Here is a 19469-nt window from a genome sequence, read left to right as displayed (position 1 = left end):
CTAAAACCCAGAACCCAAATACCATCAACGAAAAATGACTCTCTCTTATTGGGAAATAAAATCGTGGTTTACCAACATAGATTTTACTATTGTTGGAAGCGGTATTGTGGGACTAAGTTGTGCCTTACAGTTAAAAGACCAATACCCAAAAGCTAACATATTAGTATTGGAAAAAGGCATGTTGCCACAAGGCGCCAGTACAAAAAATGCAGGATTTGCCTGTTTTGGTAGCCTTAGTGAAATACTTGATGACCTAAAATCACATTCGGAAGAAGAAGTTTTTAATCTTGTAAGTAAGCGTGTGAATGGTTTACAGCTGTTAAAAGAAATTTTGGGTGAGCGTACTATAAATTATCAAAACTATGGTGGTTATGAGTTGTTTTTAAATGATGATAATTTGTTTGAAGCATGCCTTTCAAAACAAACAGACATCAATAAATTGCTTCAACCTATATTTAAAAAGGATGTTTTCAGCATGAAGCCAAACGGCTTTCATTTTAAAAACATAAAAGAGCATTATATTTTTAATTCGTTTGAAGGACAGATAGATACAGGAAAGATGATGGAAGCTCTACTTCAAAAAGTACAATCAAAAGGTGTTAAAATATTAAATAACATAACGGTAGAAGGCTTTTCAGAAACAGCCGACTCAGTAAAAATAAAAACCAATGCCGTTGAGTTTTCAACATCAAAACTATGTATTGCTACTAATGGTTTTGCGGCGCAACTGATAAAAGAAGATGTAAAACCAGCACGGGCACAGGTACTCATTACAAAACCTATAGATAATCTCCACATAAAAGGCACGTTTCATTTAGACAAAGGGTTTTATTATTTTAGAAATATTGATAATCGAATTTTGTTAGGTGGTGGCAGAAACCTAGATTTTAAAGGAGAAGAAACAACCGATTTTGCTCAAACCGATTTTATTCAAAACAAATTGGAAAGTATATTAAAAACGGTTATTTTACCTGAAACTCCGTTTGAAATTGAACAAAGGTGGAGTGGTATTATGGGCGTTGGAAAACAAAAAAATACTATTGTAAAACCATTGAGTAATCATGTATATTGCGGTGTAAAACTCGGCGGTATGGGAATAGCCATTGGGAGCTTGGTAGGAAAGGAATTAGCACAATTAATTGCATAGCATGATTAGAAAATTATTTAGGTTTTTATTTAAAAGCCTCCTTTGGTTTTTTGTAATTTCAATAGGATTGGTTATTGTGTTTAAGTGGATGCCCATTCCTGTTACCCCACTCATGGTTATACGAACTGTTGAGCAAAAAATGGATGGAAAAGATATCGTTTGGAAACACGATTGGGAGTCTATAGACCATATTTCCAAAAACCTGCAACTAGCAGTGATTTGTAGCGAAGATCAAAATTTTTTAAACCATCATGGGTTTGACATGAAAGCCATTGAAAAAGCGCTTGTGTACAACAAAAAAGGCAAGCGTACCAGAGGCGCAAGTACCATTAGCCAACAAACAGCAAAAAACGTTTTCTTATGGCCACAGCGTAGTTGGTTACGTAAAGGTTTAGAAGCTTATTTTACGTTTTTAATAGAATTAATTTGGTCTAAAGAACGTATTATGGAAGTTTATTTAAACAGCATTGAAATGGGCAACGGTATTTATGGTGCCGAAGCAGCAGCGCAACATTGGTTTAAAAGATCTGCTGCCAATTTACGTCAACAAGAAGCTGCTGCCATTGCCGCTATTCTACCCAGTCCGTTGCGATACAGAGCTAATCCTGCAACCAGTTATATTCAAGGCAGAAAGAATTGGATCATGCGTCAAATGCGCTTTTTTGGTCCTTTAAATTACGATTAAGCCATGGCTTCGAGTTTAGAAATTAAAAAACAGCTGTATGCGCAATGCTTTGATTTTGTTGAAAACAGGTTCAATACGATTCAAAATACGATTAACGAAATACAGGAATCTTTAACGTCCGAAACCAAAAGTAGTGCCGGGGATAAACATGAAACAGGTAGGGCAATGCTGCAATTGGAACGTGAAAAAGCAGGAAACCAATTGGCGGAAATTCAAAAAATCAAAGAAAGCTTATCAAAGATATATATTTCAAATACTTCAGAATTTATTGGTTTGGGATCTGTTGTTTACACCAACAAAAGCAACTATTTTATTGCTATAAGTGCCGGTGAACTAAAAGTAGATAACGACGTGTTTTATGCTATTTCGCCCCATACCCCTATTGGGCAATTACTTATGGGGAATACAGTGGGGAATGCGGTTGTTTTTAGGGAGCAACAGTTTAAAATCGAAAAGATATTTTAGATTATTTTAATACAGAAAGACAAATATTTAGACCCTTTTCTAAATCAATATCATTTTCAAAAAAAACAATTTCCCCATTCAAATCGACTTCAATTAAGTAATAACTTCCTTTAAAATAAGAGTGTTTAACTGTTGCTTTTAAGTTTGAATTTTCGACTAATTTCAATTGATTTGCATAGACAATGCCATAATTCTCTATATCATTAAACTCATCAAAAAATGAAGCAATCAATTTGTTTTGTGGATTTTTGTACAGTTGTTCAGGCCTGCCTTTTGCCATAATTTTGGCATCGTGCAATACGATCATCTGATCAGAAAATGAAAGCACGTCATCTTTATCGTGTGTGGCGACAATACAAGTGATATGCTTTTCTTTCAGATATTTAAAAAGACTTCGGCGTAGCGATTGTTTTTTGAAATTATCAATATGGCTAAAAGGTTCATCGAGCAGTAATACCTCGGGTTGTTTCGCAATGGCTTTTGCTATAGCAACCCGTTGCTTTTGTCCGCCGCTTAATTCTTTCGCTTTTGTATTAGCATAGGGCTGTAGCTCTACCACTTCCAACAACTCTTTTATACGCGCCTGTTTTTCATCAGGATAAAAATTAGAAAGAAACGCACCAATATTTTCGGCGACCGTAATGAAAGGCATCAAATCGAATTCCTGCGCCACGTATTTCATGAATTCAGGTCCAATAATGAGGTTGTGTTTTGGACCTAATATTTCCTTATCTTTCCAAAAAATCTGACCTTCATTTAAATCGTAAGTCCCGTAAAGTAATTTTAGAAGGGTACTTTTTCCTGAACCGCTTTCACCTATAACAGCAAAATGTTGACCTGTTTTAACAGAGAAACCAATATCTTTTAAAATAGGTTGTTTTTTGTATTGGAATGTCAGGTTGTTTACTTGTAGCATGTCGCAAAAATAGCATAAAAAAACCGCTCAAATTATTGAACGGTTTTTAAATTTTTATAATTGGGCGGTTTTAATTCCAGCCGCCACCCAAGGCTTGATACAGTTTTACATGGGCTAACAATTGGTCTCTTTTAGTTTCTATAATTTCAATTTTAGAATCTAAAGCTTCTCTTTGGGTTAACAAAACTTCTGTGTATTCTGCTCTTGCCGATTTGAATAGTTGAATAGACAAATCAATCGATTCTGTTAGAGCTTCTACTTGTGCTTCTTTAAGCAGATAACTTTCTTTAAGATTTTGCACATTTGACAGCTGATTTTCTACCTCGATATAGGCATTTAATATGGTTTTTTCATACTCGAAAACAGCTTCTAATTGTCGATTATTTGCAGAGCTATATTCTGCTTTAATCGCATTTCTGTTGATTAACGGCGATACCATATCTCCTACTAAAGAATAGGCTAATGACTCTGGTGTACTCGTTAGAAATTTAGGTTTAAAAGCTTCTAAACCTAAGCCGGCCCTAAGACCTATTGAAGGAAAAAAGTTAGCTTTAGCCACCTTAACATTTAATTTTGTAGCTGATAATTCAAATTCGGCTTTTCTAATATCTGGACGGTTTGATAATAATTGCGAAGGCAGTCCTGTAGCGATTACATCGACTGTTTTTATAATAAAATCTTGAGAACTTCTTTGTACTTTTTGCGGATAGCGTCCCACTAAAAAGTTGATTAAATTCTCGGTTTCCACAATTTTTTGCTGAATTTGAAATTTATTGCTTTGGTTTTTGTACACTTCGGCTTCAAAACGTCTTACGGCCAATTGTGTAGCTCTTGCAGCTTCTTTTTGAAGCTTTACCATTTCTAATGCATTTTGTTGAATGTCTAAATTCTGCTCGATAATCGTTAATTGATTATCTAAAGCCATCAGCTCGTAATAGGCACTTGCAATTTCCGAAACTAATTGTGTAACCATGAAGTTTTTACCTTCAACAGACGCTAGGTATTCTAAAACGGCTGCTTTTTTACCGTTGCGAAGTTTTTTCCACACGTCCACTTCCCAAGAGGCGGAAAGTCCTGCTGAAAAATTAGTTAAGGGCTCTGGAAAGGCTTCTTCCTCATGAATGTTTAGGTTTTTTTCCACGGCACCATTTCGGGTAAATTCCCCAACTTTTTCAACTTCTGCGCCAGCATAAAAGCCAACAAAGGGCAAATATTCCCCGCGTCTTGCTTTTATTTCATTTTTAGACATTTCTACCTTTTGTAACATCATGTTTAGCTCTTGGTTATTTGCTAAAGCACTATCAATTAAGATGACTAAATTTGGGTCTGAAAAAAAGTCTTTCCACTTTACCATTGCGGTATTGATGGTATCTGATGATTGGTTTTTATATTGCTCTGGGACGGTTTTATTTTCTTCTCTTATGTTTTTGGTTGGTACACAAGAATATAGGGATAGTACAGCCAGAACAGCAACCAAACAACGTTTTATATCTGTTTTTATGTTATTCATCTTTGTTGTTTTTACTAAGTTTTTTTAACAGTTTTTTTAATTTGCTAATACTATAGGTATTAATATTTGTTTGGTTTTCGGTTTCGTTTTGTCTAATAAATTCTTCCGAAAGTGGTTCGCTAGCTTCATCTTTAATGAGGTTTCTACCTTCAGCCATTTTAGCAAAAACATAATAAAGCCCAGGGATGATTAACACACCAAAAAGTGTCCCGATAAGCATACCGCCTAAAGAAGATCCTCCAATGGTTCTGTTACCAATAGCTCCTGCGCCAGTTGCTACAACTAATGGAATTAATCCAGCAATAAAAGCAAAAGAGGTCATTAAAATAGGTCTAAAACGTGCTTTTGAGCCCTCGATTGCAGCTTCTAAAATCGTGACGCCTTGCCTGTGTTTTTGCACCGCAAACTCTACAATTAATACGGCATTTTTACCCAATAGACCAACAAGCATAATCACACCAATTTGGGCATATACGTCATTAGCCAATCCCATCGCTTTTAAAAGAAAGAACGATCCAAAAACCCCAACAGGAAGTGACAGAATAACAGCAAATGGCAACAAGAAACTCTCGTACTGGGCAGCTAAGACAAAATAAACGAACACCAATACGATGATAAAAATGTATAATGATTCGTTGCCTCTGCTGGCTTCGTCAAAGGATAATCCTTCCCAAGCAATATCGTAACCTTTTGGCAATTCTTTTGCAGCGACTTCTTTAATGGCATTAATAGCATCACCACTTGTAAAACCTTTTGCTGGAAGCCCTCTAATGGAAGCCGAATTATAAAGATTGTATCGAGTGATTTCATTAGGACCTAATTTCTTTTCAATAGTCATGAATGCTGAATAAGGTACCATTTCACCTGTTTCATTTTTAACAAATAGCTTTTCAAGATCTGATGGTAAACGTCTGTATTCTGGTGCTGCTTGTGTATATACTTTGAAGAATCTACCAAATCGAATAAATCCTTGCTCGTAGGTACTACCTATTAAAATATTAAGGTTTTCCATGGCTTTTCCAATGGTAACACCTTTTTGCATGGCAATTTTGTTGTTAATTTTTAACTCATATTGCGGATAGTTTGCAGAAAAGAAGGTGAACAATCCCGTAAGTTCTTTACGTTTGGATAAAGCCTCCATAAAAGCGTTGTTGATTTTTTCAAATTGATGGTAATCTGTAGAGTTGGTTTTGTCTAACAAACGCATGGCAAATCCTCCAGAAGATCCAAATCCAGGTACCGCAGGAGGTTCGAAGTATTCAATAACCGCTCCTAAATTTTTGGTTTCCTCTTCCAATTCTTCCATAATTTCGTGAACCGAATGATGACGATCCCCCCAAGGTTTTAAGTTAATTAAACACGTACCAGCGTTAGAACCGCGACCTTCGGTCATGATTTCATAACCGGCTAAAGACGAAACGGATTCCACACCTTCGGTTTCTTCACAAATTTTTTGAAGTTTTCTAGCTACGTCATTGGTACGTTCCAGGGTTGCACCTGGGGGTGTTTGAATGATGGCATAAATCATTCCTTGGTCTTCGTTTGGTATAAATCCAGCTGGTAAGACTTCGTTCGTAAAATAAATGCCTGCACAAAATGCCGCTAAAATTCCAAAGGTTACAATACGTCTAGCAACTATTTTATTAAGAATGGCCACATATTTCCCTGTTAATCGTTCAAACCCTCTATTAAACCATATGATAAAACGGTCTATTGGTGATTTTTTGATTTTACCATGGTTGTTTTTAAGTAACATGGCACATAAAACGGGCGTTAATGTTAAGGCAACAATTGCGGAAATAACAATAGAACCAGCCATAGTGATGGAGAACTGGCGATAGAATACCCCAACAGGGCCAGTCATAAATGAGATTGGTATAAACACCGAAACCATAACTAAGGTAATGGCTATAATAGCGCCCCCTATTTCGCCAAGCACTTCGGATGAAGCTTTATAGGGTGTAAGATGTTCCTCTTCCATTTTAACATGGACCGCTTCAACCACAACAATAGCATTATCGACCACAATACCAATGGCCAATACCAATGCGAAAAGCGTAATTAAGTTGATGGAAAGACCAAATAACTGCATCACAAAAAAGGCTCCGATTAAAGACACTGGTACCGCAATAATTGGAATTAAAGTAGAACGCCAATCGCCTAAAAACAAGAATACCACGATGGCTACCAGAATAAACGCATCTCTAAGCGTATGCATTACTTGCTCAATGGAAGCATCCAAAAAGTTGGACACATCGTAACTAATTTGAAAATCTACATCTGGAGGCAAATCTACTTTTAGTTCGTCTAACTTATCTTTTACTGCTTTAATAACATCACTACCATTACTTCCAAAGGTTTGTTTTAAAACGATTGAAGCAGAAGGTTTTCCATCTAGATTCGAATAAATATCGAAAAATTCACTTCCTAGCTTTACATCTGCAATATCCTCTAGTTTGATAATTTCACCTTCTTCATTGGCACGAATAATAATCTCTTTATACTGTTCTGGTTCGTTGTATCGGTCTTGATAGGTTAACACATATTCCAAGGACTGCGAAGTTATTCCTGAACTTTGACCTAAACGTCCAGGTCTGGCCAAAAGGCTTTGCTCTTCCATGGCCTTTAAAACTTCTTCCGCAGAAATATTATAAGCACGCATGCGGTCTGGTTTTAGCCAAACTCTCATGGCATATTTACGGCTACCTAATATTTGTGCACTTGCAATACCATTAATACGTTGAATTTCTGGAATAACCTTAGTGTAAGCGTAGTTGTAAAGAAATTTTTCGTCATTATTTTTATCTGAACTAGACAAGTTAACGTACATTAACATACTAGGTTGTACAGGTGTAATAACGACCCCTTCACGTTGAACGAGTTCTGGAAGCAAAGGCATTACTTGATCTACACGTGTTTTTACCCTAACAACGGCTTCGTTGGGATCTACACCTGGTTCAAAAATAATACGTATGGTTGCTTCACCGGCACTTGTGGCATCGGATGCGATGTAACGCATGTCTTGAACACCATTTATCGCCGTTTCTAATGGAATTAAAGTTGAATTAACCAATACTTCTGAACTAGAACCCGGATAAGCAATAAATATATTGACCGTAGTAGGTGCAATTTGGGGGAATTGTGAAATAGGCAGTTGCTTTATGGCAAGTCCACCTATAAATACGATAATCACCGAAATGACAATAGCCAAAACGGGTCTTTTTATAAATTTTTTAAACATTCTTTTGTAGATTAAATTCTAGAATTATTCAGCATATAAGTCTAATTCAGACAATACCTTATTTGGCTCTAAAAACTTAGTAAGGATTTTTTCATTGTTTTTTACCATCCTAATACCTTCTAATAAGATGGTATCTTTTTCTGTTAGTCCTTTACTAATTATATATAAGTGTGGTAGTTCTGCACCAATAGTAATTTCTCTTTGTCTTACAACATGGTCCTTACCAATTACAAAAACATAGGTTTTGTCTAAAATCTCAAAAGTGGCTTTTTGAGGAATAATAATAACATCTTTAAAAGGCACATTCATTAAAACACTCCCTGTTTCGCCATGTCTTAAAATACCGTCTGGGTTTGGAAATGTTGCTCTAAAGGCAATGTTACCGGTTTCGTTATTAAATTCGCCTTCTATGGTTTCTACAATTCCTTTTTGATTAAAGCGTTTATTGTTGGCCAGTAAAAGAGCTACTTCTTTTTTCACGTTTTTATCAGCACTCATTATATAATCAAGATATTCGGCTTCTGGCACATTAAAATATACCCACATTTTACTATTATCCGATAATGTGGTCAGTAACTCTCCTTCATCTAAAAGACTTCCTTCCCTTGCTTCTAAATGGTCCATAATACCATCAAAAGGAGCGTTGATTTTTGTAAAACCTAAGTGGGTTTGTGCTAGTGCAACTTCAGCAATTGCTTTATCATAATTGGCATTTGCTAAAGCCAATTCGTTTGGAGACACGACATTCCCATCGGCCAATAATTTGGTATTTTTTAGCTCAATTTCTGCTGTTTTGGATTCAGCTTTTGCTTTTTGTAATTCGGCCTGATAAATATTCGGCATTATTTGAAACATGGCTTGCCCCGTTTTAACATGTTGGCCTTCATCTACAAATATTTGCTTTAAATATCCCTTTTCCAAGGCTCTTATTTCAATGTGTTTAATAGAATGGATTTGACTCACATAGTCTTTGGTTATTATGGTATCTTTTTTAATGGGATTTGTAACAAGAAAGGCCGTTTGTTCTTTTTTTTCTTCTTTTTTTGTTTGACAACTTGTGTGAATTAAAAGCACAAGCAAGCCTATAAAAACAGCTGTTTTTTTCATAAAAATTTTGTTTAAAATAATTTGGAGTTAAATTGAATATATAGCAGCCATACTAGTTTTATATGACCAGCCAGTTAATTAAATTAAGATTTGAGTAAAAAAAGGTAAACTAAAAATGATGGTTTACAAGATGATGTATTATCAGATAATAAATACTTGAAGTCTTACATGAAGTTTTGTTGTAGACTTGTCAAAATAGTTTTTATAACTATGGGAACCCCCCTTGTGTAGTTGAAATGACAATTCATTAAATAATTGAGCATTTAAAAAAGTGGTTGAATAAGAATGAAAAGACAAAAGATTATCTTCACCAGGCACCTCCTCATTTTCTATTTCTTGAATTTCAGTAGTTTCAAAAAGAAATTTCCTTTCATTTTCTTGTCTAGAAGAATTAAAAGAGAAGCTATTTGAATGGGTATCGATAGAAGCTATATTTGTAGTAGCTCCTATTTCTTCAATAAAGTTTAAATAATTGCCTTCAATTATTGAATTTGCATTAAGGCTTATAGCACATGTAATCAGTGCTATACCAAAAAATAATAAATATTTGTTGAAGACTTTGTTCATTTCGGGCATAAAATTATTGTAAATGCCTTTTATAACCAAATAATGATAGTTTATAATTGAATTATAGTTAATTAATGTGTTTTCGACGAAAAAGTCTCTCTGTTTTTATTAATAAATAAAAATATTAAAGGTGTTTTTAGTTTCTGTTTAAAATATAAAACCGCTCAAGTAATTGAATGGTTCCTTATGTTTTAATTTAGTTCGAGCACAAAATACTACTTAATCTTTAAAACTTTCAATCTTGTTGGGTAATTCATCAAACCCCATATTAAAAAGTGTAAACCCAAAAATATCGGCATATTGCTCAATGGTTTTACTCACAGGTGTTCCGGCACCATGGCCTGCATCGGTTTCAATGCGTATTAATGTTGGGTTATTACCAGATTGTTTGCTTTGTAGTTCAGCAGCAAATTTAAAACTATGAGCCGGTACCACTCGGTCGTCATGATCGCCCGTTGTGATTAAAGTCGCGGGATATTCTACACCAGCTTTTACATTATGAACTGGGGAATAGCCTTTTAAATAGTCGAACATCTTTTTGCTTTGTTCGGCTGTACCATAATCGAAAGCCCAGCCTGCACCTGAGGTAAACGTATGATAGCGTAACATGTCTAAAACCCCAACGGCTGGCAATACTACTTTTGCTAAATCAGGTCGCTGAGTCATAACAGCGCCTACCAATAAACCTCCGTTTGAACCACCTCTTAAAGCCAAATAATTTGAAGACGTGTATTTGTTATTTATTAAGTATTCCGCGGCAGCGATAAAATCATCAAACACATTTTGTTTTCTTAATTGTGTCCCTGCATGATGCCACTTCCGACCATATTCGCCACCACCACGCAAATTAGGTACAGCTAAAATACCACCTTGTTCCATCCAAACGGCGTTGGTAATACTAAAAGCAGGTGTTAAACTAATATTGAAACCACCATAGCCATAAAGAATGGTTGGGTTTTTGCCATCCCGTTTCAAGCCTTTTTTATGAGTGATTATCATAGGGATTTTAGTGCCATCCTTTGAATTATAAAAAACTTGCTTGCTTTCGTAGTCATTACTGTTAAAGTCGATGTCTGGTGACCAATATAAATTGGTGCCACCTGTTTTAGGGTTTAACGAATAAATACTTGAAGGAGTATTGTAATTAGTGAATGAATAATATAGCGTTGAATCTTCTTTTTTCCCAGAGAAACCAGAAGCGGTTCCTAATCCTGGTAATTCTATATCTTTTATTAATTTACCATTGTAATCGTATTGTTTAACTATAGAGATGGCATCAACCATATATTCCGTAAAAAAATAACCACTCCCAACCGAAATATTTAACACATGTTCTGCTTCAGGAATGACATCTACCCAATGTTCTGGGGTTGGGTTTGAAGCATCCACTGAAACTATTTTTTTGTTTGGTGTATTTAGATTGGTTACTATAAATAATTTGCTGCCTTCATTTTCAATAACTTGTGAATCACTATCGGTATGATTTAAGATAGAAACTAACAGGCTGTTTTTATTTGATAAATCTTTTATAAAGAGTTTGTTTCCCGATGTTGAAATACGCGGTGTGATGATTAAATATCTATTGTCTTCGGTAACATTGGCATAGATGTACCGGTGCTTTTCTTCTGGTGTTCCTCCGTAAATAAGGGTGTCTTCACTTTGAGGCGTTCCAAGTTTATGATAATATACTTTATGCTGATCGGTTTTGGCGGATAGTTCGCTGCCATTTGGTTTATCATAACTTGAATAGTAAAAGCCTTCGTTTTTGTACCAAGAAATTTGGCTGAATTTGATATCTATTAGTATGTCCCCTATTTGTTCTTTAGTTTCAGCATTTAAAACGATCACTTTTCGCCAATCGCTTCCTCCTTCAGAAATAGAATAGGCTAAACGGCTACCATCTTTGGAAAAACTTAACGTATCCAATGAAGTTGTGCCATTTTCAGAAAATGTATTTGGGTCTAAAAATAGTTCTGCATTACCATTTCCTTTTTTTCTGTAAATAACATTTTGATTTTGTAAACCATCATTTTTAGAAAAGTACATATAGTTGCCTTCTTTAAATGGCGCACTTATTTTTTCGTAATTCCATAGATTTGAAAGGCGTTCTTTAAGTTCGTTTCTAAAGGGAATGTTGCTTAAATAGTTGTTGGTTACCTTATTTTGAGCTTTTACCCAAGCTTCTGTTTCCTTGCTTCTGTCGTCTTCTAGCCAACGGTAAGGGTCGTTAACTTTAACACCAAAATAAGAGTCTATACTATCAACTGTCTTTGTTTCAGGATAATTCACTGGCACTTTTTTTCTACAGGGTTCTGTTTGCAAGCCATAAAGCTTATAGTGACTACAATACTAATAATTAATTTGTTCATATAATTATTGATTTGCAATGAATTCAAAAATAACGAAAATCCCTCAGGATATGTTGTTGGTCTTAAAAGTTTAAATTTTACATAGCAATAGCTGTACTTTTACTATACATTTTATAAATTAATTTTAGTTATGAAGAAGGTCTTTTTAGGTTTATTATTAATGGCAAATTGTTTTTTGCTGTTTTCTCAGTCAGATATTACCAAGAACGAGATCAAGGAGCATATTAAATTTTTAACTTCTAGAAAGAATGAAGGACGTTATCCAGGTGGCAAAACTAATAAGCGTGTTGTGAAATATTTGGTGAAAGATTTTAAAAAATCGGGAATTGAATCTTTTGAAAGAGGATATAAGCAACATTTTAAAGCCAGATTAAGGGTAGAAGAAGGTGTAGCGGAAAAACCATTGGTATCTACCTGTAATGTTATAGGTTTTATTGAAGGTAATGATGCCATTTTAAAAAATGAATACATTATTTTGTGGGCACATTATGATCATTTAGGTTTGGGCGGACCTTCTTCGAAATCGGATAAAAAAAATACAATTCATTTCGGAGCCGATGATAATGCTAGTGGTACTGCAGCTTTATTGGAAATAGCAGAAAAGTTAGTGGGGTACAAATTAGAATTAAAACGCAGTATTATATTTATTGCTTTTGGAGCTGAAGAGCAAGGACTGTTGGGAAGTGAATATTTTGTTGAACACCCTATAGTGCCTTTGGAAAAGATTAAGCTTATGATTAATATGGATATGGTTGGTCGACTTAATGAAGAAAAGCAGGTGTATATGGGAGGAGCGGGAACGTTTCCAGGAGGCGTAGATTTTATGACCCATTTAGGAAAAAGTTTAGGTTTGAACCCTGTGGTCCATGCAGGATCGGTAGGGGGTTCTGATCATGTGTCGTTTTATAAAAAAGAAATTCCAGTAATGGGAATGCATACAGGCGGGCATCCGCAATACCATACGCCTGAGGATACTTTAGAGCTAATAAATTTAGAAGGCGAGAGAATGGTTTGTGAGTATATTTTTCAAACTATCGTGAAAATAGCTTCAACAAATAAGGAGCTCTATTTTATTAAACAAAACGATTGATTATAAAAAAAGAGGCTGTCTAAAAAGTCCTTTAAATTTAATTTGTCAGGTTGAGCTTGTCGAAACCGATATTGACTACCAGTAAGTTAAAATATTTCGACAAGCTCAATATGACATAGAACTAGACTTTTTAGACAGCCTCATAGTATATAGAATCCTATTGAAAATTATACTAAGTTGTTTGCTATTAAATACTCTCCAATTTGAATGGCGTTGGTAGCAGCACCTTTTCGTAAGTTATCGGCAACAATCCACATATTTAGTGTGTTTGGTTGCGATTCATCTCTACGTAAACGCCCCACAAATACCTCATCTTTATCATGCGCTAATATGGGCATAGGATATGTATTGGTTGCTGTATTATCTTGTAAAACAACACCAGGAGTATCGCTGATTATTTGTCTAACATCAGCCAAATCAAAATCGTTTTCAAACTGTACGTTTACAGATTCTGAATGTCCACCAGCAGTAGGAACACGCACTGCGGTAGCTGTTACAGAAAAAGTTTTGTCATTAAATATTTTTTGAGGCTCTCTGGCCAATTTCATTTCTTCTTTGGTATAGCCATTTTCTAAAAATGTATCACAGTGAGGCAGTACGTTTCTGTTAATTGGGTAAGGATACGCCATATCACCTTCAATACCTGCCATTTCGTTTTCTAATTGCTTAACCGCTTTAACACCAGTTCCTGAAACCGATTGGTAAGTAGAAACCACCACACGTTTCATCTTATATTTTTTATGAAGTTGCGATAATGCTAACACCATTTGAATGGTTGAGCAGTTAGGATTTGCTATAATTTTATCGTCTTTAGTTAGCTCGTGTGCATTGATTTCTGGAACGACCAATTTTTTAGTAGGGTCCATTCTCCATGCTGAAGAGTTATCAACTACAGTGGTACCAACTTCTGCAAACTTAGGTGCCCATTCTAACGATGTGTCCCCACCTGCCGAAAAAATAGCAATTTGTGGTTTTGCAGCCACAGCATCGGCTAAACCAATTACGGTGTATTCTTTATTTTTATATATTAATTTTTTTCCAACAGAACGTTCAGATGCTACCAAAAGCAATTCAGTTATTGGGAAATTGCGTTCAGCAAGAACTTTTAGCATCACTTCACCAACCATTCCAGTGGCACCAACTACAGCTACTTTCATTTTTAATTTAATTTAAAGATTCAATAAAATTTACGAGGCAAAACTAAGTAATAATTATATTTTAGAATCAAAAAAAAGCCCTTGTTTTCTTAAAACGAGAGCTTTTTAACAACAAATAACACGTTGTTATATATTTAACACTTTGTTATTTTTTAAGCAAATCTCTGATTTGAATAAGTAATTCTTCTTGTGTTGGTCCTGCAGGTGGTGCTGGTGCTTCCTCTTCTTTTTTCTTCATTTTGCTTATTGCTTTTATAATCATAAACATAACAAATGCAACAATGATAAAGTCAATTAAACTTGTTAGGAAGCTTCCGTAAAGTACAGCAATTTCACCAGTTACAGTACCTGATTCATCGGCAACTCCTGGTGTGATAACATATTTTAAATCGTTAAAGTCAGAATTAAAAATCAATCCAACTAATGGTGATACAATTCCAGCAGTAAATGAAGTGACAACTTTATTAAAAGCAGCACCCATTACAAAAGCAACCGCAATGTCTACAAGGTTGCCTCTCATTGCAAAATCTTTAAACTCTTTTAACATACATGATAAGTTTATTGGTTAGTAAATCACTAAAATAAATAAAAGAATGATAATTTTATGTTTTTTATTTTAAGAAAACCCGTTTTACTCTTTGCGAAATAGCTGTTATAAGTTCGTATGAAATAGTACCAGCAGTTTCGGCTAAATTTTCGGCGGTCGTGTTGGGACCAAAAACAATCACCTCGTCGCCTTCTTTACAATCAATGTTTGTAACATCTACCATAATCATATCCATGCATACATTTCCTAGAATATAAGCCTTTTGATTATTGATTGTTACATATCCTTTACCTTTACCGTATTGTCTGCCAATGCCATCAGCATGTCCAATGGGCAGCGTTGCCGTTCTTAAAATTTTGTCGGTTTTAAAAGCACGATTATAGCCTACCGATGCGCCTTTTTCAATAGCATGGATTTGAGAAATAATCGTTTTTAAAGTACCAATAGGTTTAAAATTTTTGTTTTCTTTTTCCGAATTTCCAAAACCATACATTCCAATACCACTTCTAACCATATCAAAATGGCCTTCAGGATAATTTAAAATGCCCGAAGTATTACAAATATGAAGCAATGGTTTGTATCCAATAGCATTAATAAGCGTTTTTGCTATATTTTTAAATGTTTCTATTTGATTTATGGTGAAATCCCTTTCGTTTAAATCTTCGCTAGCTGCTAAATGTGAAAAAACGGATTTTATTTTTACTGCCGAAGTTTCATTTACTCTTGAAACAATATAATCCACGTCACTTTCAGAAAACCCCAATCGGTTCAAGCCTGTATTAAACTTTATATGAATAGGATAGTCAGTTAGTTTTTCTGCAGAAGTGATAGAAATAAATTCGTTTAAAATCTTGGTATTATATAAATTGGGCTCTAAACGGTTTTCTATTAAAGCATTAAAATTTACCGCCTGTGGGTGTAATACTAAAATAGGTTTGGTAATGCCAGCATTTCTAAGCGTTACGCCTTCATGTACAAAAGCCACGGCAAAATAATCTACAGGTAGATTTTGCAAATGGTTGGCAATTTTGCAAGCGTCACTTCCATAAGCAAATGCTTTAACCACCGCCATAAATTTGGTATGGTTGTTTATTCTCGATTTTAAGTGTTCAAAATTATGTTTTAAAGCTTTTAAATCGATTTCAAGTACGGTTTCTTGCGCTTTAGGCATTCGGGTTTTGGGTTTTTGGAGTCAGTTCTTCGGCATCATTCACCTTCATGTTTCTAACTTTATCGCGTGTCATGGCTTTGTAATAAGCGGCTCTGCTTAAAGGTTCGTATTCATCAACTTCACCTAATAACACCAAATTATCATTTTTTCCTTTTCGGTAACTGTATTGCGCTAAGTTGCCTGTTCTGGTACAAACAGCGTGTACTTTGGTAACATATTCGGCAGTGGCCATTAAATTGGGCATAGGGCCAAAGGGGTTGCCTTTAAAGTCCATATCAAGTCCTGCTACAATAACTCGGACACCTTTGTTGGCTAAATCGTTGCAAACACGTACAATTTCGTCATCAAAAAACTGGGCTTCGTCAATGCCAACGACATCACAGCCATCGGCCAAAATTGGAATATTAGCTGCTGCAGGAACGGGGGTAGAACGAATTTGGTTGGCATCGTGCGATACCACCATATCCTCGTTATAACGCACATCAATAGTAGGTTTGAAAATCTCTACTTTTTGTCGGGCAAATTGGGCGCGTTTAAGCCTTCGGATTAGTTCTTCGGTTTTTCCTGAAAACATTGAGCCACAGATAACTTCAATCCATCCAAATTGTTCTTTATGATTTACTGTATTTTCAAGAAACATTTTGTAATTTTAACACTAAAATAAAGCGATTATTCGTTTGCATAAAGGTGGCGTAAATTTATTAAAAAACAAAAGCCTAAATAGCAATAATTTAAAATTTATAACAATGAAGAAGAAGTTAGAGTCGGAATTGATAAGTATTGCACACAGAATCCTTAAGTTAAAAGGAAAAGAAGACGTTGTCAAAATGCATGCTGAGGTATCGGAACTTTTTGAAAAGTTATCGGTATTAAAATTTGCCCATGAAAAATTTGAAGGTGATACGCCCACTATAGGAAGTGACACTTCTTTTTTTGGTATGCTAGATGGTGCTTTTAACAACAAAATAAGTGATACTATTGAAGTAGAAGATAAAATTTATATTAATCTGGATGAGGTTGAAGATGACCATATTATGGAGCCAGGTATTGAAACCATTAAAGGCATGGTGGCACACATGCCAAATGAACCTGAAGATATTGATGTAATTTTGGAAGAATCCATTCCGAAGCAGAAAAACCATAGAGATGACTTAGATGATTTGATGTCTAGTTTTAAAGACATGCCCGTTTTCGATCCTGTTTCTAAAACACAGAATGGTATTCCAAATGGTATTCCAAACGAAAAAAAATCATTAAACGATAAATTAAAAAGTGGTGGATTAAACATAGGGCTTAACGATAAGATAGCCTTTATTAAACATTTATTTGAAGGCAAAAGTGAAGATTATGAGCGTGTTATTTCCCAACTTAACACTTTTGAATCGTTTAGTAATGCCAAACAGTTTCTTATTGACATTGTAAAACCAGATTACAACAATTGGGCGAACAAAGAAGAGGTTGAAGAGCGTTTATTCCAAATTTTAGAAAACCGATTTAATTAGTGAGCAAGCTTTATATTGTACCAACGCCCATTGGAAATTTGAAAGATATGACTTTTAGAGCTGTAGAGGTTTTAAAAGAAGTCGATTTAATTCTTGCCGAAGACACACGCACATCTGGGAAACTATTAAAACATTTTGAGATTTCAACCCATATGCAGTCGCACCACATGCACAACGAGCATAAAACGGTCGAAAACTTAATTCAAAAACTAAAAAGCGGTACCACCGTAGCACTCATTAGCGATGCAGGAACCCCGGCTATTTCCGATCCTGGATTTTTATTGACTCGTGCTTGTATAGAAAACAATATTGAAGTCGATTGTTTGCCTGGGGCTACTGCCTTTGTGCCGGCTTTGGTAAACTCGGGCTTGCCAAACGACAAGTTTGTATTCGAAGGATTTTTGCCCGTTAAAAAAGGGCGACAAACACGTTTGTTGTTACTTGCTGAAGAAACCCGAACCATCATTTTTTATGAAAGCCCGCATAAATTACTAAAAACCCTTGCTAATTTTTGCGAGTATTTTGGCGAAGACAGAGAAGTATCGGTATCTAGAGAGCTTACAAAATTGTATGAAGAAACCATCCGTGGTACTGCAAAAGAGGTATTAGATCATTACACCAATAAACCTCCAAAAGGCGAAATAGTTATTGTGGTTGGTGGAAAAAAATAAGATACTCGTAAAACTGAACTCGTTTAACTTCGTTGAATCTTCGATTTCAGTTTCATACATATTGAGATTCTGAAGCAAGTTCAGAATGATATTAATTTTCAGAATTAAATAATTAAGATAATGACTATTGAAGAATTCATAAATAAAATAAAAGCCACACCAAACAGTATCGAGTTTTCAGAAACCATGGCTGTAATAGAATCAAACTACAATTTTACGCCAACGGCTTTTAAAAATGGCGCCTTACAAAATAATGCAGGTGAAAATTCGGGGTCTTGTAAATTATTTGCTTTCGCCAAATTACAAGGTTTCTCAAAAGATGAAACATTGGCTTGTTTTGGGAAATTCTATTTTGACGATGTGTTAAATGATCCAAATGGTACAGGTCATCAAAACATTCGAAATTTTATGAAAACGGATTTTGAAGGTTTGACTTTCGACGGAGAACCTCTAAAACTTAAATAGCTTTTTGTTTCAGATGCAAGACTTGTTATCAAATATAAGACAATGTACCATCTGCGAAAAACATTTGCCTTTAGGACCACGCCCCATTGTATCGGCACACTCCAATGCTAAAATCGTGATTATTGGGCAAGCACCTGGAACAAAAGTTCATAAAACAGGCATTCCTTGGGACGATCCCAGTGGGAAGCAATTACGAAACTGGTTGGGAGTCACTGATGCTGTTTTTTACGACGAAACCAAAATAGCCATCATGCCCATGGGTTTTTGTTATCCCGGAAAAGGAAATTCGGGGGATTTACCACCACGACCTGAATGTGCACAACAATGGCATAAACCCTTGTTGGAACACTTACCTAATGTAGAGTTGATTCTTTTGATTGGGATGTATGCACAAAACTATTATTTGAAAAATAAAGCAAAGAAAACATTAACTGAAACGGTTGCTAATTTTAAAGCATATTTACCAACGTATTTGCCCTTACCACATCCGTCACCGCGAAATAGGTTTTGGCTAACGAAAAATCCTTGGTTTGAGATTGAGGTACTGCCGGAGTTGAGAAGTAGAGTCCAAGAATGGATTTAATTATTTTCTGTAATAACTTCATTTAACCTTCATTAATTGATATAACTTAAAAATTAGTTCAAATGTTTTACTAATAGTATTGATTGATTTCAGGGAAATCTTTTTAGTCTTTTTTTTCTATGTATTTGAAAACGAAAATAATTTGTGTTGTTGGATTTGTTTAAGACATGAGATGAGATGCAATTTGCCTGTGCAAAAAGTAAAACTATTGAAAATGAAATATTATAAAATAAACCTCGCTATTTCTAACAAGTTCAATTAAAAATCCATTCGTTT

Annotated in this window: 17 protein-coding genes and 1 pseudogene; 8 read left to right on the top strand and 10 right to left on the bottom strand. The window is 35.1% G+C overall.

The features are described 5' to 3' along the window. Positions 1-34: 34 nt before the first annotated feature. From ACGLWY_RS09185 to ACGLWY_RS09175, 3 genes are read left to right on the top strand one after another with little or no spacing between them, the layout of a single operon-like run. Positions 35-1147, top strand: coding sequence for an NAD(P)/FAD-dependent oxidoreductase (locus ACGLWY_RS09185; RefSeq protein ID WP_396619382.1), 1113 nt, complete (start codon positions 35-37; stop codon positions 1145-1147). Between the two features lies 1 nt (position 1148). Then, positions 1149-1832: a monofunctional biosynthetic peptidoglycan transglycosylase gene (mtgA, locus tag ACGLWY_RS09180; protein WP_396619381.1), complete on the top strand. Its 684-nt coding sequence runs from the start codon at positions 1149-1151 to the stop codon at positions 1830-1832. Positions 1833-1835: 3 nt separating this feature from the next. After that, a complete protein-coding gene (locus ACGLWY_RS09175) occupies positions 1836-2297 on the top strand; it encodes a 3-oxoacyl-ACP synthase (RefSeq protein ID WP_396619380.1) in 462 nt (153 codons plus the stop codon). A 1-nt stretch (position 2298) separates the two neighbouring features. Here the strand turns inward: ACGLWY_RS09175 and ACGLWY_RS09170 are convergent, their stop codons facing one another. The 6 genes and pseudogenes from ACGLWY_RS09170 to ACGLWY_RS09145 all read right to left on the bottom strand — a co-directional run bounded on the left by ACGLWY_RS09170 (position 2299) and on the right by ACGLWY_RS09145 (position 12007). Then, positions 2299-3213 (bottom strand): ABC transporter ATP-binding protein, encoded by a 915-nt coding sequence (locus ACGLWY_RS09170; protein ID WP_396619379.1) that lies wholly within the window; start codon positions 3211-3213, stop codon positions 2299-2301. A 70-nt stretch (positions 3214-3283) separates the two neighbouring features. Next, positions 3284-4723, bottom strand: coding sequence for a TolC family protein (locus ACGLWY_RS09165; RefSeq protein WP_396619378.1), 1440 nt, complete (start codon positions 4721-4723; stop codon positions 3284-3286). Continuing rightward, the gene (locus ACGLWY_RS09160) at positions 4716-7964 is read right to left on the bottom strand and encodes an efflux RND transporter permease subunit (RefSeq protein WP_396619377.1); all 3249 of its coding nucleotides are present in this window, start codon (positions 7962-7964) and stop codon (positions 4716-4718) included. Before ACGLWY_RS09160 ends, ACGLWY_RS09165 begins: the two co-directional genes overlap by 8 nt. 24 nt (positions 7965-7988) lie before the next feature. Further along, positions 7989-9071 carry an efflux RND transporter periplasmic adaptor subunit gene (locus ACGLWY_RS09155; RefSeq protein WP_396619376.1) on the bottom strand — a complete coding sequence of 361 codons (1083 nt, stop codon included), beginning with the start codon at positions 9069-9071 and terminating at the stop codon, positions 7989-7991. 141 nt (positions 9072-9212) lie between these two features. Next, on the bottom strand, positions 9213-9638 hold the full coding sequence (locus ACGLWY_RS09150) for a hypothetical protein (RefSeq protein ID WP_396619375.1): 426 nt from the start codon (positions 9636-9638) through the stop codon (positions 9213-9215). 219 nt (positions 9639-9857) lie between these two features. Next, positions 9858-12007, bottom strand: a pseudogene (locus ACGLWY_RS09145) (prolyl oligopeptidase family protein). Between the two features lie 130 nt (positions 12008-12137). Here ACGLWY_RS09145 and ACGLWY_RS09140 point away from each other — a divergent pair. Then, on the top strand, positions 12138-13097 hold the full coding sequence (locus ACGLWY_RS09140) for a M28 family metallopeptidase (RefSeq protein ID WP_396619374.1): 960 nt from the start codon (positions 12138-12140) through the stop codon (positions 13095-13097). A gap of 167 nt (positions 13098-13264) precedes the next feature. Here ACGLWY_RS09140 and ACGLWY_RS09135 read toward each other — a convergent pair whose 3' ends face one another. The 4 genes from ACGLWY_RS09135 to ACGLWY_RS09120 all read right to left on the bottom strand — a co-directional run bounded on the left by ACGLWY_RS09135 (position 13265) and on the right by ACGLWY_RS09120 (position 16612). Then, the gene (locus tag ACGLWY_RS09135; protein WP_396619373.1) at positions 13265-14254 is read right to left on the bottom strand and encodes an aspartate-semialdehyde dehydrogenase; all 990 of its coding nucleotides are present in this window, start codon (positions 14252-14254) and stop codon (positions 13265-13267) included. A gap of 145 nt (positions 14255-14399) precedes the next feature. Next, positions 14400-14801 (bottom strand): large conductance mechanosensitive channel protein MscL, encoded by a 402-nt coding sequence (gene mscL / locus ACGLWY_RS09130; protein WP_396619372.1) that lies wholly within the window; start codon positions 14799-14801, stop codon positions 14400-14402. Between the two features lie 64 nt (positions 14802-14865). After that, a complete protein-coding gene (gene alr / locus ACGLWY_RS09125; RefSeq protein WP_396619371.1) occupies positions 14866-15972 on the bottom strand; it encodes an alanine racemase in 1107 nt (368 codons plus the stop codon). Beyond that, positions 15965-16612, bottom strand: a complete 648-nt coding sequence (locus tag ACGLWY_RS09120; protein WP_396619370.1) for a thymidine kinase — start codon at positions 16610-16612, stop codon at positions 15965-15967. The genes alr and ACGLWY_RS09120 overlap by 8 nt, the downstream gene beginning before the upstream one ends. A 106-nt stretch (positions 16613-16718) precedes the next feature. On the opposite strand from ACGLWY_RS09120, the gene ACGLWY_RS09115 reads away from it, so the two are divergent. From ACGLWY_RS09115 to ACGLWY_RS09100, 4 genes are all read left to right on the top strand, one after another. Next, complete coding sequence (locus ACGLWY_RS09115; protein ID WP_396619369.1) at positions 16719-17474, top strand: hypothetical protein; 756 nt, start codon at positions 16719-16721, stop codon at positions 17472-17474. After that, positions 17474-18145, top strand: a complete 672-nt coding sequence (gene rsmI / locus ACGLWY_RS09110; protein ID WP_117174134.1) for a 16S rRNA (cytidine(1402)-2'-O)-methyltransferase — start codon at positions 17474-17476, stop codon at positions 18143-18145. The genes ACGLWY_RS09115 and rsmI overlap by 1 nt, the downstream gene beginning before the upstream one ends. Before the next feature lie 120 nt (positions 18146-18265). After that, positions 18266-18610 carry a HopJ type III effector protein gene (locus ACGLWY_RS09105; RefSeq protein ID WP_396619368.1) on the top strand — a complete coding sequence of 115 codons (345 nt, stop codon included), beginning with the start codon at positions 18266-18268 and terminating at the stop codon, positions 18608-18610. A gap of 13 nt (positions 18611-18623) precedes the next feature. Next, complete coding sequence (locus tag ACGLWY_RS09100) at positions 18624-19193, top strand: uracil-DNA glycosylase family protein (protein WP_396619367.1); 570 nt, start codon at positions 18624-18626, stop codon at positions 19191-19193. The last annotated feature ends 276 nt before the right edge of the window (positions 19194-19469 follow it).

The organism is Mariniflexile sp. HMF6888, from assembly GCF_044335535.1.
In the GTDB taxonomy this organism is placed as follows: Bacteria; Bacteroidota; Bacteroidia; order Flavobacteriales; family Flavobacteriaceae; genus Mariniflexile.
Note: the sequence above shows the minus strand (reverse complement) of the source record. Positions and strands in the feature narration are given on the sequence as shown.